Below are 15337 nucleotides of genomic sequence, written 5' to 3'. Positions count from 1 at the left end.
CTAGAAGCGTCGCCCATGCCCGTCCAATGCCGCGTTGGCGCGAGGCTATGTCGGTTGGGTATAGCCAGTGACAGCCGCCCTGATCTCGGCCGCCACCTCGTCCAATTTCCGCATCATCAGCAGCAGCGTCGGGGGCAGCTGCCTGCCCGCGGGCAGTGTGACGCCGACCGATTCGACGATGCCGAGGTCCACCGGGAGCGCGGCAAGACCCGGCTCGGTTTCGGCGACCAGCTGCGGCATCACGACCAGCGTGTCGGTCTCCAGCGCGATCGCGCGCACGGCGAGGAACGAACCGCATTCGATGCGGTTGGCCGGGGTCGAGAGGCCTCGCCGGAGGAGATGCTCTTCCAGCTGCCGCCGCTGCGGGTTGTCGACGGGCGGCAGCGACCAGAGTTCGTCGATCAGGTCGGCGATCGTGAGGCCGGGTTTGCGGTGCGCGGGATGCTGGCTGCGCGCCACCACCCGGGCGGGCTCGTAGTAGAGGTGGTGCTGGCGCAGCCGGTCGTTGTTCGCCGGTTCGAGCGTGCCGACGACGAGGTCGATGTCGTTGGTGAGCAGCGCTTCGTACAGCGCTTCCGGGCTGCCGTGCCGGATGATCACGGTCAGGTCTGGCGCGACGGCTTTCACCCGCGCGACCGCGCGGGGCAGCAGCACGCTCGCCCCGGCGAGGAAGATGCCGATCGTGACGGTGCCGGCGTGCCCGTCGACCAGTTCTTCGAGATGCCGCCCCGCCTGGCGAAGCTCGGCGAGCACCGCTTTGGCGTGGTCGACGAACACCTCGCCGAACAGCGTCGGCGTCATCCCGCGCGGGCTGCGCTCGAACAGTTCGACCCCGACGATCGACTCGAGTTCGCGCAGCCCGCGGGTCAGCACCGGCTGGGTGACGTGCATCCGCTCGCCCGCGGCGACCAGTGAGCCCTGTTCGGCGATGGCCACGACGTAGCGCAGATGCCGGAGCTTGAGCCTGCCGTCGACGAGATCGGTGCGGTCGGTCATGCGCCCGATTCTGCCGGTTCGGTCAGTGGTGGTGGTTGCCCGCGGGCACTACGAAGCTCACGGTCTTGCTGTCGAGGACCTTGTGCGTCGGGTCGGCCAGCCCGATCCACACCTTGTGCGGGCCGGGCGGCAGCGCCTGGATGATCAGCGGTTCGCCGCTGCCGTCGGCCCAGTGCCACGGCGCGTCGTCGACCGTGACGTGGATGTGGCCGATGCGCGGGGAAACGTCCAGCGCGGCCGGGCCGTAAACCGGGACGATCCGGAGGTTTTCCGCGCGGTAGCGCAGGACGACCAGTCCCATCGCGAGCTGTTCCGGCAGCGGCGCGTCCACGACGAGCGAGGGCGGCGGCTGGCTCGGCAGCGGCACGACCGGTGCGGGCGACCACCCCGAAGCGGCGGCGGGCGGAGGCGCGGGCGGCGGCGTCGAAGGAGCGGCTGAAGCGGAGCAGGCGGTCGCGAGCAAGGCGACCGAGCCGAGGACTGCGGTGCGAAGGAAATGAGGCATAGCAAGAAAACTAGGTCGCGGTTGATCTTCTTCGCGTCTGTCGGATGACCGCATTGCTGTACGTCGCCGGGTAGTGCCGTGCGTGCCGCTGGGGTCGGCACGCACGGCACAGGTCAGCGGCAGCGGTAGCTGGACGCGACGGCCGGATCGCCGTAGCCCCGGTACCGCGAGACTCGCGGGTATGCGCACAGGTCGCGGGTCTGCTTCCCGTCCGCGGTCGCGGCCGCCAGGGTGGCCGGGGCCTTGCCGTGCTCGACCCAGCCGACCAGCGCGCCGAGCGGGTTCGTGGGCGCCGGGCCGGTGCCGCCGCCGCAGTGTTCGACGCCGGGGGCCAGGAAGAGCCGGTAGAAGTCGTTGACCCGGTGGGCGCCGCCCATCGCCCGTTCGACCTCGGCGCGGTAGCGCAGCGTGCCGCCGGGCGGGATGAGCTGGTCGTCCGAGCCGACGAAGGTCACGAGCTTGCCGCCGGCCCGGCGGAACGCCGACAGGTCCGGGTCGGCGGTGCCGATGACGTCGTCGTACTCCCGCACCGACTGCCGGAAGACCTGGGCGAACTGGGCGTAGGTGAGCTTCGAGACGTCGAAGCCGGCCTGCTTGGCCAGGAACGACTGCACCCACTTGACCGCGACCGGGAAGCCGGTGGCGTACGGGCTGTCGCCGGTTCCGGCCAGCCAGGTGAAGTCGGCGCCCTTCGGGAGGCCGTCCCACAGTTTCCGGCCGCGTTCGTCGGTCGGCCCGGCCCAGATCTTGCGCATGACGTCGGCGTCCTTGGCGGTGACCCGGACCTCCTTGCCGTCGCAGACGACCTTCGTGCCGATCAGGCTGCGCGGGTCGTAGCTGCATTCGTCCGGCCGGTCGACGATGCCGTTGCGGACGCCGTCGTTCGCGTCGCACGCCTTGACCGCGGCCTGCCGGAACGCGGTGAAGACGCAGGCGCTCGGGAAGTCGTGCTCCTGGTTCATGACGATCTGCGGCCAGAGCGTCGCCACCGCGAACTGGGTCCAGTGGACCGCGGGCGCGTTCGCCAGGATGCCGTCGAAGTCGCCGGGGAAGTTCTGCGCCTCGGAGTAGCCCTGGCGGCCGCCGGTCGAGCAGCCGTTCCAGTACGAGTAGGTCACCGGGCGGTGGTAGAACCGCTGCGTGACGTCCTTGCCGATGACTGCGGCCTCGTGCACCGAACGGGTGGCGAAGTTCGTCAGCAGCGGCTGGTTGACCTTGCCGGGCGCGGTCAGCGCCCACGAGGTGTCGAGGCCGGTCAAGACACCCGCGTCGGTCGTCACGCCGGCGTAGCCGTCCTTGGCGGCCTGGGCCAGCGGAGCGCCGAAGTCGCCGGCGGCGTACGCGCTCCCGCCGACCGCCTGGAGCCGGCCGGTCCATCCGGTTTCCGGCAGCGCCACGCCGACCTTGACGTGGTCATTCGCCCCGGGATGGGTGAGCGTGACGGTGATCTGGCAGAAGCCGGTCTTCGCTTCGGCCTGCACCGATTCGATCTTCGCGCCGGCGGGCGCGGTGACCGGGACCGTGGCGCAGGCGGTGGTTTCGGCGGCCGCGGCGCTGGGCGCGAACTGGGTGACGGTGGTCACCAGCAGCGCCGCGAGCGGCAGTGCCGACAAGAGTTTTCGGGTGCGTCTCATCGCTTTCCTTTGTGGAGGGTCGCTTTCGCCTGAAACTAAGGCGGCCGTGACGTTCTTCGCGCCCGTCGAACGACGTCGTCGGCGTACGTCGTCTCCCGGTATCGTCCGGGATCATGACGCTGCACGGGCGGGACGCTGAACTCAAAGAGCTGACCGAGCTGGTGGGCGGCCCGGAAGGCCGCGTCGGCGTGCTCATCCGGGGCGAGGCGGGCATCGGGAAGTCCGCGCTCGTCGCCGAGGCGGCCGCCGCCGCTTCGGTCGCGGGAATGCGCGTGCTGCGCACTGCCGGTGCCGAGGCGGAGCGGGATCTCGCCTACGCCGGGCTGCACCAGCTGCTGCACCCCGTCCGCGCGGGCGTGGCCGAATTGCCCGCGCCGCAACGGGCGGCGCTGGAGACCGCGCTCGGGCTCGCGGACGGGCCGGAACCGAGCGCCTACCTGGTCGGGCTCGCCGCGTTGACGCTGCTGGCCGACACCGCCGCCGCGAAGCCGGTGCTGGTCGTCGCCGAGGACGTCCACTGGCTCGACCGCGCCAGCGCCGATGTGCTGGCCTTCGTCGCCCGGCGGATCGAGACCGAGCCGATCGCCCTGATCGCGACGCTCCGGGACGGCCCGCTGCTCGACGCCGGTCTTTCCCTGATGCCGCTCGGCCGCCTCCCCGACGACGCGGCCGCGGAACTCCTGGACTCGGTCGCGCCTCGGCTCGACCCGATGGTCCGGTCGCGGCTGCTCGCCGAGTCCGCGGGCCATCCGCTCGCGCTGACCGAGCTTCCGGCCGCGGTGGCCGATCTCGACGTGCTCGATCCGGTCCTGCCGCTGACCGAACGGCTGGAGCGCACGTTCGCCTCCCGGGTCGCGACGCTGCCGGAAGCCACCCGGGCCGCGCTGCTCGTCGCGGCGCTCAACGAGACCGGTTCGATCGCGGAAACCCTTGCCGCGACGGAGGTTGTGCTCGGCACGCCGGTCGATCCCGAGGTGCTGAGCCCCGCGGTCGACGCCCGGCTGGTCGAGTTCGCGGTCGGCTGCGTGACCTTCCGGCATCCGCTGATGCGCTCGGCCATCCCGGCCGCCGCGACGCTCAGCGACCGGCGGCGCGCGCAGCTCGCGTTGGCCAAGGCGGTGCGTGACCAGCCTGATCGGCACGCCTGGCACCAGGCCCGCGCAGCCTCGGGCCCGGACGAAACCGTGGCCGCGGCCCTCGAATCGGCCGCCGATCGGGCTCGCCGGAGGGGTGGGGCCGCTGCCGCGATCGCCGCGCTCGAGCAGGCGGCACAGCTCAGCGAAGACCCGGACGCGCGGGCGGACCGGTTGCTGCAGGCCGCCGGTCTGGCGGTCGAATCCGGTCGCCGCGAGACCGCCGAACGCCTGGTGCGCGACGCCCGGAACGGTCCGCTTTCTCCACGTCTTAAGGCCACCGCGAGCCAGCTGCTCAGCGGTTTCGAGGACGGCGTCCGCGAGGATCCCGCCCGGATCGGGGAGCTGGCCGCGCTCGCGCAGTCCGTCGCCGCCGACGGCCAGAACGACGCGGCGCTGCGCATCCTGTGGGGGGCCGCGATGCGCTGTTTCTGGGCCGAACCGGGCGACGCGGCCCGCCGGACGCTGCTCGACGTCGCCGCTCTGTTCCCCGCCGACGACCCGCGCCTGATCGCGGTCGCCGCATACGTCGCTCCCTTCGAACGCGGCACCGCAGTCCTGGAGCAACTCCAGGTTCTGGTCGGTGCCGCCGGGGCCGACCCGGAAACCGACCGGTACCTGGGCAGTGCGTCCTTGCAGGTAGGCGCGTTCGACCTGGCGGCCCGCTTCTCGACGGCCGCGGTCCCGGGCCTGCGGGCGCAAGGCCGGCTCGGGTTGTTGCCGCGAGCGCTGGCGGTGCAGGCGTGGAGCCGGGTCCGGCTCGGCGACCTGGCCGGGGCCGCGCCGTCCGCCGCGGAGGCCGTCCGGCTCGCGCACGAGACCGGCCAGCCGTTCATGGGCGGGCTGGCGCTGGCTGTCCAGGCCGAGATCGCCGCTCTGCGCGGCGACCACAAACAGGCGAACACACTCGCCGACGAGGCCGAACGCGCCGGTCTTGCGGCGGGTGCCCGGCCGGTGCTGGCCACCGTCCAGCTCGCGCGTGGGCTCGTGGCGCTGAGCGAAGGCCGGTACGAGGACGCTTTCGCGGACCTGCGCCGGCTGCTTGACCCCGCCGATCCCGCGTACCAGCTGGCTTTGCGCGCGTACTGCGTCGCGGAGCTGACCGAGGCCGCCGTCCGGGCCGGTCAGACGGAGGCGATGCGGGAAATCCTCGCTGAGCTGGAGCTGCTGGCCGCGACGACTTCGGCGCCAGCGTTGCATATCGGCGTGCGGTACGCGCGGGCCGTGCTCGCGCCGAAGGAGACCGCGGAAGACCTGTTCACGGCGGCGCTGCGGGTGGAGTTGAGCGGATGGCCGGCTGAGCGGGGGCGTGTCCACCTGGCGTTCGGCGAATGGCTGCGGCGGCAGCGGCGGGTGGTCGAGTCGCGGGCGCATCTGCGGACGGCTCGGGAGACTTTCGACGCGCTGGGGATGGCGGCGTGGGCGGAGCGGGCTCGGCGTGAGCTGCGCAGCGCGGGGGAGTCGAGCCCGAATCGGAGCCCGGACGCGCGGGACAAGCTGACGCCGCACGAGCTGAGCATCGCGCAGCTGGCCGCGGAGGGGTTGACGAACCGGGAGATCGGGCAGCGGCTCTATCTTTCGCATCGGACGGTGGGGACGCATCTGCATCGGATTTTTCCGAAGCTCGGGGTGAGTTCGCGGGGCGAGCTGGCTGATGCGGTGCGGGCGATGGGGGACGGGGACGGTCGGCTGTGAAGGACTCCTTCAGGGAATCCTGGCCTAATGCCAGGGACTTGAGTCGGCGTTGTGGGTGTGGCTGAGGGTGTGTCCGCCCAGGTCGAGGCGGCAGGCGGACCGGGTTGGCTTGCGTCGGGGCCGACGCGGGCGGCGGGTGCTGGGCGTGTCGTCCGTGAAGGACTCCTTGAGGGAATCAGATTCCCCCAAGGAGTCCTTCACAGACCTGGTGGAAACGGTTAAATGGGCATAAGTCGGGCATTTCGGCGGCAGTTGAGTCCTTTGTGGATGGTCGGCATGCTGAAGCCGCTCAGCTTCAGCTCTTGGCTCGGGCGGCGATGGTCGTGAGGGGAACCCTGACGGACTCTGATTCCCTCAGGGTTCCCCTCACGGACCTCCGAACATGGTCATACGGGCATAAAAAGGGCAGCTCGGTGGTTCTGGCGTCCTTTGTGGATGGTCGGCCGGCGTGCGGCCACGCAGCTTAAGTCCCTGGCATTGGACTCAGAGTCCGTGAGGGTTCCCCTCACGGAACGCGGGTCCCGCCGGGGACTGACTTACCCCGGGTGCGTCATCTGACGGGCGCGAGCCCCCGGCCGCGCTCCCTAGCGTCGAGACCGTCCCACGGTCTTGCGCACAGGAGTTCAGATGATCAGCAGGAGACGATTCACCCAGGCGTTCGCGGCCGGTCTGGCGGCGACCTCTCTCGCTGCCTGCTCCTCGCCTGCCGGGACAACACAGCCCGGGACAAAACAGCCCGGCGCAGACCTGCGCGCGGGCTCGGGCGAGCACACCTCGCTGGGCACGATCAAGCACGCCGACGCTGGCGCCGTGACCATGGCGTACGCCGAATTCGGCCCGGCGAACGGCAAACCGGTGCTGCTGTTGCACGGCTGGCCGTACGACCCGTACAGCTACGCCGACGTCGCGCCGCTGCTCGCCGCGCAGGGCTTCCGGGTGATCGTCCCGTTCCTGCGCGGCTTCGGTCCGACGGTGTTCAAGTCCGCCAGCACGATCCGCAACGGACAGCAGACGGCGATCGCGCGCGACGTCGTGGCGCTGATGGACACGTTGAAGATCAGCAAAGCGATCCTCGGCGGGTACGATTGGGGTTCGCGGACGGCGGCCGTCATTGCAGCGCTGTGGCCGGAGCGGTGCCAGGCTGTCGTCCCGGTCAGCGGGTATATCGTCGCGAATCTGAAGGCGAACCTCCAGCCGCTGCCCCCGGCCGCTGAGCTGGGCTGGTGGTACCAGTACTACTTCGCGACCGAGCGCGGCCGCGCGGGCTACGCGGCGAACCGGCACGACTTCAACAAGCTGATCTGGAAGACGGCGTCGCCGACCTGGAACTTCGACGACGCGACATACGACCGCAGCGCGGCCGCGTTCGGCAATCCGGACCACGTCGCGATCGTCGTCCACAACTACCGCTGGCGGCTCAGCCTTGCCCCGGGCGAACCGCAATACGAGGCGTACGAACAGAAACTCGCCGCGGGCGCGACGATCGGCGTCCCGGCGATCACGCTGTCCAGCGACTTCGACGGCGCGGCCAAGGACGGGAAGGCCTACCGCGCCAAGTTCACCGGGAAGTACGAGCACCGGATCCTCGACGGGATCGGCCACAACGTCCCGCAGGAGGCTCCCCGGCCGTTCGCGCAGGCGATCGTGGACGCGGCCAAGCTCTGAGAAGTTCATCGAAGTTTGATCGGCGGCGGATACGGTGCGCACGCCGCTCGCCGGGAATCACTGTGGCCGTACCGGAATCGGCCGGCCCGGCGGACGTCGAACTGAGGAGTGCGATGAGACGCAGAGCCTTCGGAACCGTCGCGGCGGTCGTGGTCGCCGCCTTGGCCGGGCTGGCCGGTCCGGCTTCGGCGGAGACCCCGGCCGAGATCCTGCAAGCCGGAGCCCAGGCCGGGGTCAGCGTGGGCTACCCCGGCGTGGTCGGCCTGGTCCGGAACGGGGAAACCGCGCAGTACATCCACGCCGGGTACGGAAACATCACCGCCAAGACCCCGGCGGACCCGAAAGCGAAGTTCCGGATCGGCAGTGTCACCAAGGCGTTCACCTCGGCGGTCCTGCTGCAATTGGAGGGCGAGGGCAAGCTCTCGCTCGACGATACGGTCGCCCGCTGGCTGCCCGGCGCGGTGAACGCGAACGGCAACGACGGCACCAAGATCAGCGTCCGGCAGCTGCTCCACCAGACCTCCGGACTGCCGGAATACGCCAGCGACTCGCGGTTCGTCAACTCGTATCTCGCGAACACCAACCCGCGTCAGGCGTGGCCGCCGCAGACGCTGGTGAACATCGCGACGTCGCATCCGCCGCTGGGCGCGCCGGGCGCGGCGTTCCACTACTCGAACACCAACTACGTCCTCGCGGGCATGGTGATCAAGGCGGTGACCGGGAACGAACCGGCGATCGAGGTCCAGCGCCGGATCATCGAGCCGCTCGGCTTGCGCGACACGTCTTTCCCGACCGACGATCCGACGCTGTCCGGCAACTACCTGAACGGCTACTACATCTCGTTCGGCGTGTTCTACAAGGACTTCACGGTCTCCAACGTCCAGGCGTTCGGGGCCGCGGGCGCCATTGTGTCCACTGAGGACGACGTCGCGACGTTCGAACGCGCGCTGCTGAGCGGAAAACTCCTGCCGCCGCAACAGCAGGCCGAGCTGAAGACAACGGTGCCCGCCGACGACGCGGGCACCCGGTACGGACTGGGCATCGGCCTGTCCCCGACGCCCTGCGGAATGGCCTGGAACCACAGCGGTGCGGTGCTCGGCTACTTCAACGTGTGGCTGACCAGCGACGACGGCAGCAAGCAGGTGCTCGTCGCGGCCAATGAGAACCACCTGCCGGGGTCCGCGACCCGCGGCCAGACGACGCTCGCCAACGCGGCGCTCAAGGCGTACTGCTCGTTCTGACGCCGCGGTGATGCGCCGGTGACGCGCCCGGCCGATCCTGGAGGCCGGCCGGCAGCGCGGACGCCGCCGGATGACCGGGAGGGGCTCGGCATGCGGGCTTTCGGCGACCGTCCGGCTCGGAAAACGCCTGCCCGGACGACTTCGGAGGAGGCCGCCGGCCAGGCGAAGTCCTCGGCGGTCCCGGCGGATTTCAGCCAGGTCCCGGCGCGCTCGGCCGGAACCCCGCTCCCGGCCGAGGTCCGGGGCAGGCTGGAAGACCAGCTGGGCGAGGACCTCGGCGACGTCCGCGTGCACACCGGCCCGGAGGCGGCCCGCTCCGCGCGGGAACTGGGCGCGATCGCCTACACCGCCGGCGAGGACATCGTCCTGTCCGGCCCCGCCGACGAGCACCTGTTGACGCACGAGGCGGCCCATGTCGTCCAGCAACGGCATGCCAGCCGCCTCGTGCCCGGCGTCAGTTCCCCCGGCGACCCGGCCGAGCGCGCGGCCGAGGCGGGTTCAGCAGTCCCCGGCGGCCCGGTGGCGGCGATCCAGCGGCAGGTCGAGCGCACCAGCGAGACGACCCGTCCGCAGGTCGAAGCCGCACTTGTCGACTACCTGCAACGGGTGCAGAAGGAGCAGGGCGGACAGACGCTGCGGGTCACCGATCAGGTGAAGTACGCGATTTTGCAGCTGTTCGCCGGCGATCCGGGAAAGCTGACCGCCGTCGAGGCCTGGTTGTCCGGGACCGGGCTGCCCGGCACGCCTGCCGCACTCGCGCACGAGGTCGCGAGGTGGCTGCCCGCCGCCGTTCCGGGCCGGAGGCTGGACCAGTTGCGCAACGCGCCGGCGACGACGGACCCGGACAAACGCCCGAAAACCGTGGGCGAGGCGGCTGGTGCCGGGATCGTCGATACGACGCTCACCCCGTTGCTGCGCCGGACGAAGCTGTCGGAGGGCGCGAAGAAGCTGGTCCTGGACGGGGCCAAATCGGCGGTCGCCGAGGGATTGGTCAAGCTGGTCGACCTCGCGATGGCCCAGGCGCGCGTCACCGACTCGGAGCGGGGCGCGATTCACAGTCTCGTGGAGGGCTTGATCAAGCAGCAGCCGGGCAAGGGGACGGACCGGCAGCAGGAGGGGGCGGGGAGCCCGTACGCGCAGGTCGTGCCGCCGTCGGTGGTGCCGCCGCTTCCGTCCGCGCCCGGCGAGACGATCCTCAAGGGCCCGACGGTGAAGTTCGACTTCTCCCCGGTCCGGCCCGCGCCCCAGCCGAGCCCCGCACCGGCTCCGGCTCCCGTCGCGGTCCCGCAGTTCGACCGGCTGGTGCTGACGCCGCCGGAGGCACGCGGCACCACGCGGGAAGGGGACTACACGCTGGCGGACGACTTCGCCCGCACCGTCGCGGCGCTTCTCGAGGACGCGCAACGGAAAAAGCAGACCGGGGTGAGTGTGCCGCTGCCGAGCAGTTACGGGCAGGTGAAGGACCGGACCACGATTTTCCAGGCGATGAAACAGATCTTCTTCGCGGTGCGGGACGCGCTGCCGCATCACGCCAGTGCGGTGGTTCAGGTGTATTTGCTGGTGGATGGGCGGCAGGTTTATACGTTCGGGCTGCATTAGGCGGGAAGAGCCTCAGCCCGTTGACCATCCACAAAGGACAATCGGCGAAATGCCCGATCGATTACCTGGCGACCGGTTCCTGGTCCTGGTCCCGGTCACCGGGAGCCGTCTCGAAGTTTCTTCCGATGACCTCGTGACAACGTCCGGTCACGGATGGTTCACTATGTTAGGAAATTTTCCTAACATAGTGCTGGAGGTCGCCCGATCATGTCATCCTCCCGTAGGCGCTTCGCCGTGGTCGGCGCCGCTCTGGCGCTCGCCGTGCCGCTCGCGGTCAGCTCCGCCCATGCCGCCACGACCGCCGCGACGACCGACGCCGCCGCCAAGTCGTACACCCCCGCCGAGGTGCTGGCCGGTGTCAAGAAGAACAGCACGGACGCGAACAAGGTCAACTCGAAGCCGCACGTCAACACGATGACGCGGGCCAAGAACGTCAACGTCTACCAGGTCGCGAAGGGCGTCTACGCCTACGGTTCCGGGCTGGCCGTCGACACCGACGGCAGCGACCCGGACCCCGATCCCGACCACCAGGGTTCGACGACTTTCAAGGACAGCAACGGAAAGTACCTCGGCGCGCACCACGTCCCGTTCTACGTGCTCGGCGACGACTGCTACGACAAGAAGAGCCCCTGCCCGCACTTCTTCTACAAGGAACACGGCATCAAGGGCCGCCAGTTCGCGCTGATGTTCTACAAGAGCAAGGTCATCGGCGCGATCTTCGGCGACACGCAGACCGCGAACGACCAGGACACTTCGGAAAACGACTCCCGTGAACTGGGCGAGGCGTCGGTGAAGGCGGCCTCGCTGCTCGGGATCAACAGCAGCGGCACCGAAGGCGGCGTCGACAACGGCGTGACCGTGGTGATGTTCTCCGGTTCGGACTGGGTCGTGAACGGCACCAACGCCAACCTGAACGCCACCGCTCAGGGCATGGTCACCAAGGCGCTGGACAGCCTCGGCGCGAGCATGGGTATCTGAATTTCCGCGCTGAACCGCGGCCACTGCTTGCCGGTGGCCGCGGTTCAGTCTGTTCCCATAAGCTTCGCCAGCTGGTCCAGGTAGTGCAGCGTTTCCGCTTCCGGGGCCGGCGGCAGCGTGAACGTCACCCGGTCCACTCCGGACTCGGCGTAGGCCGCGATGGGGGAATCCGCGGTAGCGCCGCACAAGGTGATGCCGATGTCTCGTTCGGACAGCCAGGCCTTCACCCGGCGCAGTTCGGCGACCGGGGTTTTCGCGCGGGGCAGCCATTCGTCGCCGTAGCGGGCGAGCCGTTCGAGCGCGGCTGGGCTTTCGCCGCCGATCGCGATGGGCGGATGCGGCCGGCGCACTGGTTTCGGCCAGGAGAAAACCGGGTCGAAGTCGAGGTATTCGCCGTGGAATTCGGCCTCGTCGTGGGTCCAGATCTCCTTGAGAGCGGCGAGTTTCTCGTTCAGCAGCGGTCCGCGACGGCCGGGGTCGACGCCGTGGTTGCGCATTTCTTCGCGGTTCCAGCCGACCCCGACGCCGAACAGGACCCGGCCGCCGGAGAGGACGTCCAGGGTCGCGACTTCCTTGGCAGTTTGGAAGACATCGCGCTGGGCCAGCAGGGCGACGGCCGTGCCGAGGGTGAGCGTGGTCGTCGCGGCGGAGGCCAGGGCGAGGGCGACGAACGGGTCGTAAGTGCGGTAGTACTCGCGGGGCAGCTCGCCGCCGCCCGACCACGGAGTCTCCCGGCTGACCGGGATGTGCGAGTGCTCGGTGATGAGCAGTGTCTCGAAACCCCGTTCTTCCAAGGCGCGGCCGAGAGCATCCGGGCGGATGCTCTCGTCGGTGACGAAAGTGTTGACGCCGAATTTCATGCGTTCTCCTGCGGATAGCCGAGCGCGGGACGTACTTGCTCGATCAGCGCGCCCACGGCGAGAACGAGCGAGTCCGCGTGCCGGGGCCCGACGATCTGGATGCCGACCGGCAATCCGCGCGAAGTCAGTCCAATAGGGACACTGAGCGCGGGCTGCCGGGACATGTTGAACGGGTAGGTGAAGGGTGTCCACTGTGGCCAGTCGGTCATGCCGCTGTCCGGCGGGACGTCGTGGCCAGCGGCGAACGGTTCGATCGGCACGGTGGGGGTGAGCAGGAGGTCGAACCGGGTGTGGAATTCGCCCATGGCGACGCCGAGTGCGGCGAGTTCGGTTTGCGCGTCGAGGTAGTCGGCGGCCGAGCGCTGGGCACCCCGTTCGATCAGGGTCTGCAGGCCGGGGTCGAGCGCTGCCTCGCCGCCGTAACGGCGGACGATCTGCGCGACGCCGGCCGACCACAGGACGTCGAATGCGCTTGCCGGGTCAGGGAAATCGGGGTCCGCCTCGCGGATGTCCAAGCCGGTTCCGGCTAACGCGGCGACGGTTTCCGCGACGATCGAGGCGATCTCCGGATCTACCGCCACCCGGCCCAGTGTCGGCGAGAACGCGATCCGGCCGGGGGTTTCCGTCCAGTCGATGGTGGGGGTCCAGGAAGGATCGCGAGGGTCCGGGGCGGCGAGAAGGTCGGTCAGCGCGGCGACGTCGGCGACTGAGCGAGCCATCGGTCCGGCGTGCGCCAGCGTGCCCAGGACGCTGGGCGGGTACATGGGAATGCGTCCGTGCGTCGGTTTGAAGCCCACGACTCCGCAGAACGCGGCCGGGATGCGCACCGAACCGGCGGCGTCGCTCGCCACCGACACCGCGCCCATGCCTGCCCGGACCGCCACGCCGCTGCCGCCGCTCGACCCGCCTGCGGTGCGCGCCGGGTCCCAGGGGTTGCGGGTGACACCGTCGATCAGGTTGTCGGTGACGCCTTTCCAGCCGAGTTCCGACGTCGTCGTCTTGCCGAGCAGCACCAGGCCGTTCGAGCGGAGCGCGGACGCGACGGGGCTGTCGGTGTCCCAAAGCTGAGCCGGGTCGGTGCGCCGGGAACCGCGCAGCGTTGGCATGTCCCGGGTGAGAAAGAGGTCCTTGATCGACGCGGGAACCCCGTCGAACGGCCCCAGCGCGCGACCGTTGAGCCAGCGTTGTTCGGACACCGCAGCTTGCTTGAGCGCGCCTTCGCGGTCGACGTGTGCGAACGCGCGCAAGTGTTCGTGGGCATCGACCGCCTCCAGCGCCGCTTTCGTCGCTTCCACCGGCGAGAGACCGCCGGACGCGTAAGCGGCACCAAGCTGTTCAGCCGTCCATTGGCAGAGGTCCGAGGTCATGTGCGCTCCGGGCTAGGGCGGGAAAGCGGCTCGGTGACGCGGCCGTACAGTTCAGGCCGGCGGTCGCGGAAGAGGGTGAGATAGCGGCGCTGCGCCTTGAGATCCGCGCCGCGCAGCACGGCCCGGACCGCGTCCTCCCGGTCGTCGTCCGAGCAGGCCAGTACGTCGCCGCTCGGGCCCGCGACGGCGCTGCGGCCGTAGAAGTGCTGGTCGCCGTCGGTGCCGGTTCGGTTGCAGCCCAAGAAGAACACGGCGTTCTCCATCGCCCTCGTCGCACACCGCGAGACGATGCTGTCGGACGGGACTTTGCCCGGCTGCACGGCCGACGCCCACAGCGAGACGACGATCTCGGCGCCCGCGAGGGTCTGCACCCGGGCCATTTCGGGGAACCGGACGTCGTAGCAAACGTTGAGCGCGAGCGTGCCGAGCGCGGTGCGGAACACCGAGATCTCGTCGCCGGGGACGTAGTACTCCTTCTCGTCGCGGCAAGGGTGCACCTTGTGCTGCACGCCAATCACCTCGCCCGACGGGCCGATCAGCACCGCACTGTTGTACAGCACTTCGGGCACGTGCGGATGCCGTTGGGACAGGCCGACCACGACGTGGGCACCGCCCCGGCGGGCTGCCTCGCTCAGCGCCTCGGTGGTCGGGCCCGGCACCAGCTCGGACGCCGCGTACAGGCGCTCCGCATAGGCGTCGTCGCGTGCGGAGCGGACGTACCCGGTGTTGCTCAGCTCCGGGAAGACCACCAGCTCAGCACCGTGCTCCCGCGCCTCGCGCTCGACGAACTCCGCCATCCGTTTGGCGTTGCCCGGGCAGTCCAGCGTTGCCGAACTGAACTGCACCAGCGAAACGCGCACCTCGTCCTTCATCGGTGGTTCTCCGGATGCACGTCGCGCGCGAACTGCGGATTGCCCGCCAGCAGGCCGCCGTCGACCGGAAGCAGGCTGCCGGTGATGAACGACGCCTCGTCCGACGCCAGGAACAGCGCCGCGGACGCGATGTCGTCCGGCAGGCCGACCTGGCCGAGCGGGTACCAGGTCGCGAGCCGGTCGAGGAGGTCCGGATCGATCTTCTGCCGCTCCTTCCAGACGTCGGTGCGGAAGGTGCCGGGCACGAGCGCGTTCGCCCGGATCCCGAAGGGCGCGAACTCGACCGCCAGGTTGCGGGTCAGCGCCTCCACGCCCGCTTTCGCCGCGCTGTAGGCGGCGGCGCCGACGTGGGTGTGCGCGTTCACCGACGAGACGCTGACGATCACGCCGCGCCGTTGGTCGATCATCGTCGGAAGGACCTGCTGGGAGCAGCGGAAAGTCCCGGTCAGCACCACGTCGAGGTCGCGGTTCCAGTCCTCGATGCGCGTGTCGAGGATCGAAGCCGGATTGGACGTGAAGGCGTTGTTGACGAGGACGTCGATGCGGCCGTAAGCGAATCGGACTGCTTCGACCATCGCCCGGACGTCGTCGTCGCTGCGGACGTCGGTCTTCACCGCCAGCGCCCGCCCGCCCTGTTCTTCCACCTCGGCGGCGGCCTGGTCGGCAGCCGCCGCGTCGCGGTCGGCCACCACGACGGCGGCGCCCTCGGCGGCGAAGCGGCGGATCAGCGTCCGGCCCAGCCCGGAACCGCCGCCGCCGGTCACGATCACCACTCGGTCTGCGAAACGCATT

12 protein-coding genes are annotated in these 15337 nt (G+C 70.1%); 5 read left to right on the top strand and 7 right to left on the bottom strand.

Annotated features, from left to right (window positions below):
• Positions 1-45: 45 nt before the first annotated feature.
• The 3 genes from ACFSVL_RS21765 to ACFSVL_RS21755 form a co-directional block, all read right to left on the bottom strand.
• On the bottom strand, positions 46-996 hold the full coding sequence (locus ACFSVL_RS21765) for a LysR substrate-binding domain-containing protein (protein ID WP_378306895.1): 951 nt from the start codon (positions 994-996) through the stop codon (positions 46-48).
• A 22-nt stretch (positions 997-1018) separates the two neighbouring features.
• Positions 1019-1501 carry a DUF6130 family protein gene (locus tag ACFSVL_RS21760; RefSeq protein WP_378306893.1) on the bottom strand — a complete coding sequence of 161 codons (483 nt, stop codon included), beginning with the start codon at positions 1499-1501 and terminating at the stop codon, positions 1019-1021.
• A gap of 113 nt (positions 1502-1614) precedes the next feature.
• Complete coding sequence (locus ACFSVL_RS21755; protein WP_378306891.1) at positions 1615-3135, bottom strand: tannase/feruloyl esterase family alpha/beta hydrolase; 1521 nt, start codon at positions 3133-3135, stop codon at positions 1615-1617.
• Between the two features lie 113 nt (positions 3136-3248).
• On the opposite strand from ACFSVL_RS21755, the gene ACFSVL_RS21750 reads away from it, so the two are divergent.
• The 5 genes from ACFSVL_RS21750 to ACFSVL_RS21730 all read left to right on the top strand — a co-directional run bounded on the left by ACFSVL_RS21750 (position 3249) and on the right by ACFSVL_RS21730 (position 11446).
• Entirely contained in the window at positions 3249-5963 is a 2715-nt protein-coding gene (locus ACFSVL_RS21750) for a helix-turn-helix transcriptional regulator (protein WP_378306889.1), read from the top strand.
• A gap of 627 nt (positions 5964-6590) precedes the next feature.
• Positions 6591-7628: an alpha/beta fold hydrolase gene (locus ACFSVL_RS21745; protein WP_378306887.1), complete on the top strand. Its 1038-nt coding sequence runs from the start codon at positions 6591-6593 to the stop codon at positions 7626-7628.
• Positions 7629-7741: 113 nt separating this feature from the next.
• Positions 7742-8869 (top strand): serine hydrolase domain-containing protein, encoded by a 1128-nt coding sequence (locus ACFSVL_RS21740; protein ID WP_378306886.1) that lies wholly within the window; start codon positions 7742-7744, stop codon positions 8867-8869.
• A 90-nt stretch (positions 8870-8959) separates the two neighbouring features.
• Positions 8960-10468 carry an eCIS core domain-containing protein gene (locus ACFSVL_RS21735; protein WP_378306885.1) on the top strand — a complete coding sequence of 503 codons (1509 nt, stop codon included), beginning with the start codon at positions 8960-8962 and terminating at the stop codon, positions 10466-10468.
• 207 nt (positions 10469-10675) lie between these two features.
• Positions 10676-11446: a glycoside hydrolase family 75 protein gene (locus tag ACFSVL_RS21730; RefSeq protein WP_378306884.1), complete on the top strand. Its 771-nt coding sequence runs from the start codon at positions 10676-10678 to the stop codon at positions 11444-11446.
• A gap of 44 nt (positions 11447-11490) precedes the next feature.
• On the opposite strand, the gene ACFSVL_RS21725 is transcribed toward ACFSVL_RS21730, so the two are convergent.
• Genes ACFSVL_RS21725 through ACFSVL_RS21710 form a run of 4 tightly spaced genes read right to left on the bottom strand, consistent with a single transcriptional unit; the run spans position 11491 to position 15336 of the window.
• The gene (locus ACFSVL_RS21725; RefSeq protein ID WP_378306883.1) at positions 11491-12306 is read right to left on the bottom strand and encodes an LLM class F420-dependent oxidoreductase; all 816 of its coding nucleotides are present in this window, start codon (positions 12304-12306) and stop codon (positions 11491-11493) included.
• Positions 12303-13673 carry an amidase gene (locus ACFSVL_RS21720; RefSeq protein WP_378306882.1) on the bottom strand — a complete coding sequence of 457 codons (1371 nt, stop codon included), beginning with the start codon at positions 13671-13673 and terminating at the stop codon, positions 12303-12305. Before ACFSVL_RS21720 ends, ACFSVL_RS21725 begins: the two co-directional genes overlap by 4 nt.
• Entirely contained in the window at positions 13670-14545 is an 876-nt protein-coding gene (locus tag ACFSVL_RS21715) for a carbon-nitrogen hydrolase family protein (RefSeq protein ID WP_378306881.1), read from the bottom strand. Before ACFSVL_RS21715 ends, ACFSVL_RS21720 begins: the two co-directional genes overlap by 4 nt.
• Positions 14542-15336 (bottom strand): SDR family NAD(P)-dependent oxidoreductase, encoded by a 795-nt coding sequence (locus tag ACFSVL_RS21710; RefSeq protein ID WP_378306880.1) that lies wholly within the window; start codon positions 15334-15336, stop codon positions 14542-14544. The genes ACFSVL_RS21715 and ACFSVL_RS21710 overlap by 4 nt, the downstream gene beginning before the upstream one ends.
• Position 15337 lies beyond the last annotated feature (1 nt).

It is taken from the genome of Amycolatopsis silviterrae, assembly GCF_042684085.1.
In the GTDB taxonomy this organism is placed as follows: domain Bacteria; phylum Actinomycetota; class Actinomycetes; order Mycobacteriales; family Pseudonocardiaceae; genus Amycolatopsis; species Amycolatopsis silviterrae.
Note: the sequence above shows the minus strand (reverse complement) of the source record. Positions and strands in the feature narration are given on the sequence as shown.

What these genes read in the sequence shown, in the direction of transcription:
- ACFSVL_RS21745 (WP_378306887.1), top strand. Translation starts at nt 6,591, where the DNA reads ATGATCAGCAGGAGACGATTCACCCAGGCGTTCGCGGCCGGTCTGGCG.
- ACFSVL_RS21735 (WP_378306885.1), top strand. Translation starts at nt 8,960, where the DNA reads ATGCGGGCTTTCGGCGACCGTCCGGCTCGGAAAACGCCTGCCCGGACG.
- ACFSVL_RS21710 (WP_378306880.1), bottom strand. Translation starts at nt 15,336, where the DNA reads ATGCGTTTCGCAGACCGAGTGGTGATCGTGACCGGCGGCGGCGGTTCC.
- ACFSVL_RS21715 (WP_378306881.1), bottom strand. Translation starts at nt 14,545, where the DNA reads ATGAAGGACGAGGTGCGCGTTTCGCTGGTGCAGTTCAGTTCGGCAACG.
- ACFSVL_RS21765 (WP_378306895.1), bottom strand. Translation starts at nt 996, where the DNA reads ATGACCGACCGCACCGATCTCGTCGACGGCAGGCTCAAGCTCCGGCAT.
- ACFSVL_RS21725 (WP_378306883.1), bottom strand. Translation starts at nt 12,306, where the DNA reads ATGAAATTCGGCGTCAACACTTTCGTCACCGACGAGAGCATCCGCCCG.
- ACFSVL_RS21740 (WP_378306886.1), top strand. Translation starts at nt 7,742, where the DNA reads ATGAGACGCAGAGCCTTCGGAACCGTCGCGGCGGTCGTGGTCGCCGCC.
- ACFSVL_RS21730 (WP_378306884.1), top strand. Translation starts at nt 10,676, where the DNA reads ATGTCATCCTCCCGTAGGCGCTTCGCCGTGGTCGGCGCCGCTCTGGCG.
- ACFSVL_RS21755 (WP_378306891.1), bottom strand. Translation starts at nt 3,135, where the DNA reads ATGAGACGCACCCGAAAACTCTTGTCGGCACTGCCGCTCGCGGCGCTG.
- ACFSVL_RS21760 (WP_378306893.1), bottom strand. Translation starts at nt 1,501, where the DNA reads ATGCCTCATTTCCTTCGCACCGCAGTCCTCGGCTCGGTCGCCTTGCTC.
- ACFSVL_RS21750 (WP_378306889.1), top strand. Translation starts at nt 3,249, where the DNA reads ATGACGCTGCACGGGCGGGACGCTGAACTCAAAGAGCTGACCGAGCTG.
- ACFSVL_RS21720 (WP_378306882.1), bottom strand. Translation starts at nt 13,673, where the DNA reads ATGACCTCGGACCTCTGCCAATGGACGGCTGAACAGCTTGGTGCCGCT.